The 2,253-nt window shown below is 44.8% G+C and carries 4 protein-coding genes; all 4 read left to right on the top strand.

What is annotated here, in order from left to right:
* Positions 1 to 55: 55 nt before the first annotated feature.
* Positions 56 to 982, top strand: coding sequence for a hypothetical protein (locus J1785_RS01600; RefSeq protein WP_217218659.1), 927 nt, complete (start codon positions 56 to 58; stop codon positions 980 to 982).
* 138 nt (positions 983 to 1,120) lie between these two features.
* A complete protein-coding gene (locus J1785_RS01595; RefSeq protein WP_009635172.1) occupies positions 1,121 to 1,315 on the top strand; it encodes an AlpA family transcriptional regulator in 195 nt (64 codons plus the stop codon).
* 14 nt (positions 1,316 to 1,329) lie between these two features.
* Entirely contained in the window at positions 1,330 to 1,917 is a 588-nt protein-coding gene (locus J1785_RS01590; protein ID WP_217218658.1) for a DUF2857 domain-containing protein, read from the top strand.
* On the top strand, positions 1,907 to 2,116 hold the full coding sequence (locus J1785_RS01585) for a TraR/DksA family transcriptional regulator (protein WP_009635174.1): 210 nt from the start codon (positions 1,907 to 1,909) through the stop codon (positions 2,114 to 2,116). The genes J1785_RS01590 and J1785_RS01585 overlap by 11 nt, the downstream gene beginning before the upstream one ends.
* Positions 2,117 to 2,253: the final 137 nt, after the last annotated feature.

Genomic DNA, 2,253 nt, shown 5'->3' with positions numbered 1-2,253 from the left:
TTCAAAAACACAGCGAAATTCATCAGCAATATCATTGTGTGAAAGGAGATGTATTATGTCAGACAATCCAACTTGCCTAAACATTAGAGATGGAATTCCAGACTGGATAACTATCAGGGAGGCGGTCAGACTTCTCAATGCATTGAATGGGTGTAAAATAAGAAAAAGTGATTTTTATCGATTTGCTCTGCAAGGGAAAATTCGGTTTTCAATATATTTTCAATCCCCAGTAATATTGAGGAAAATTAAATCACGAAATCATAAATTAAAGCTAAGACCAATAAAAAGTTCGTCAACGATGAAATCAATCATGCTTGCCGAAAGTTCCTTTGTCAGCGAAAACAATTTAACTTTCAGTACTGAAGGAAGATATATCCACCCTGTACAGAGAGTCATCGACACAACATTGCTCGGCTATGAATATGTCCTTATACAGCGTTTACTTGCACAATCATTAAAGATTCCACCACCTGTAACTGGAGCAAGGTCGAATAATTATGGCATTACCGTTTCTTTATTGGGGGAAGCGTTTCAAGTTTTCGAAAAGATGACATGGCATGAAAGAATCGAACGACACGTAAAAAGGCTACCTAAAGATATTTCATCGGATGGTTACGAAAAAATAGCACTAAACGACCTAAAAAAAGATTTTAATAAATGTTATTTTCCTATGCATGAATTACCGAGTGATGCCTGCTTTGTCCTCAGAAAAAGTGAACTTGATAAGTTGATCAACAAACCGATCGAAAAAGAAATACTTCCACCCTCTCCAACTCGGATATCCACCCCTCTATCACGCCTCTTCTGGCTTGCCTGCAAAAATAATGAAACTATCAGTCCGCTAATCATGCAACCGTATAAACTATTGTCCATTTTTGAACAATGGGCATCAGAGGAAGGCATTACCGATCGATTCAGTGGCGACACGCTCAAGGCTGCGCTTGAGCGCGGCTCGCCCCCTTCCCTGCCAACACAAAAGTAAGATGATGCCCTTCGCTATGAAAACCCGTATTAAGGATTGTATTTTCCGTAATACGGGCTCATCACCTTTCTCCACACCACGACTTTGTGTTGTCGTGTTATCTCCCGGCTAGCGCTATATCTGCCACAGGAGAATACCGTGACATCTCATCAGTTATTACGTCTGAAACAGGTTGAAGAAAAAACGGGCCTGAAGCGCTCTCAAATCTATCTGTATATGAAAGACGGCACCTTCCCCCGCTCAATCAAGATTGGCCCGGCCAGTGTCGCCTGGCTCGAATCGGAAATTGACGAATGGATCAATATTAAATTAGTCCGCCGCTCAATAGGCTGAAGGGAGAAAATACCATGATTATCCCATCACTTAATTACGCCGTATTAACCGATGCCCTGCATGCATTGAAGGATGGCAACATTCGTCACTGTGAATCGCTAGGATTCACTTTCGACGAAATGAATGCCCTCAACCAATTATCACTAGACGAGCTGTTTATCATCAGTCGGGAGTCTGCGCAGTTTTTGGCTGTGACGGTTCATCACGACGTATTACACCTGCTTCTGGCAAAATCCCGTAAGGAGGTCCTGCAGCAACAGCGTATCAATCATGCCATCCGGCTCGGCGGGTCAATTGCGCTACTCAACAAGTATTTTGGCCTCACCTCCAACGAAGTGTGCCTTCGCCGCCGGTTACTGGGCGTCCGTGTGCCTTATGGCCGGACGCCAGAGCCGGACGAAGATACGGATGCGGCTATCTGGCTACAATGGCAACAATGCCGGGTGGCCAACCTGGAATCGACCGATGCGCTGGCCGCCATGATGCAGGTAACACAAACCCTGCTGCCGAAAGTCGAAGGGTTGTCACTGACCATCGTCTGGAAGCGTATCGCACTTTGCGAACGGGAGGCGTTAGACCGGAGGGCCGCCCATGCCGGATGAGATTGACCGCGATCAGGAATTTAATGAGCAACGACTGGAGGATATGATTGAACAGAGTCGTTTTAAGCCAGGGTCTACGCCATCATTATTCCATTGTCGTGTATGCGGTAAGCCCATTCCTGAAAAGCGACGGCAGGCGCTGCCGGGCATAACTACCTGCACGGAATGTCAGGAAAAACTTGAACGCCGAAGACGTTAATAATGGTCACAGAGACATGCAGGAATATTTCCCCTGCATGTCTCTATCATTAACTATAAATCCACAGTCGTCTTTATTAACTATTTCACTTCCTTTTATTTACCTCAAAGCTTATCCCATTCCACCACTAATTTATC

It is taken from the genome of Rahnella perminowiae, assembly GCF_019049755.1.
Classification (GTDB): domain Bacteria; phylum Pseudomonadota; class Gammaproteobacteria; order Enterobacterales; family Enterobacteriaceae; genus Rahnella; species Rahnella perminowiae.
This window is presented reverse-complemented; position numbering and strand designations above follow the sequence as displayed.

Excerpts from the sequence above, each read along its gene's own strand:
- J1785_RS01600 (WP_217218659.1), top strand. The coding sequence starts at position 56 with ATGTCAGACAATCCAACTTGCCTAAACATTAGAGATGGAATTCCAGAC.
- J1785_RS01590 (WP_217218658.1), top strand. The coding sequence starts at position 1,330 with ATGATTATCCCATCACTTAATTACGCCGTATTAACCGATGCCCTGCAT.
- J1785_RS01585 (WP_009635174.1), top strand. The coding sequence starts at position 1,907 with ATGCCGGATGAGATTGACCGCGATCAGGAATTTAATGAGCAACGACTG.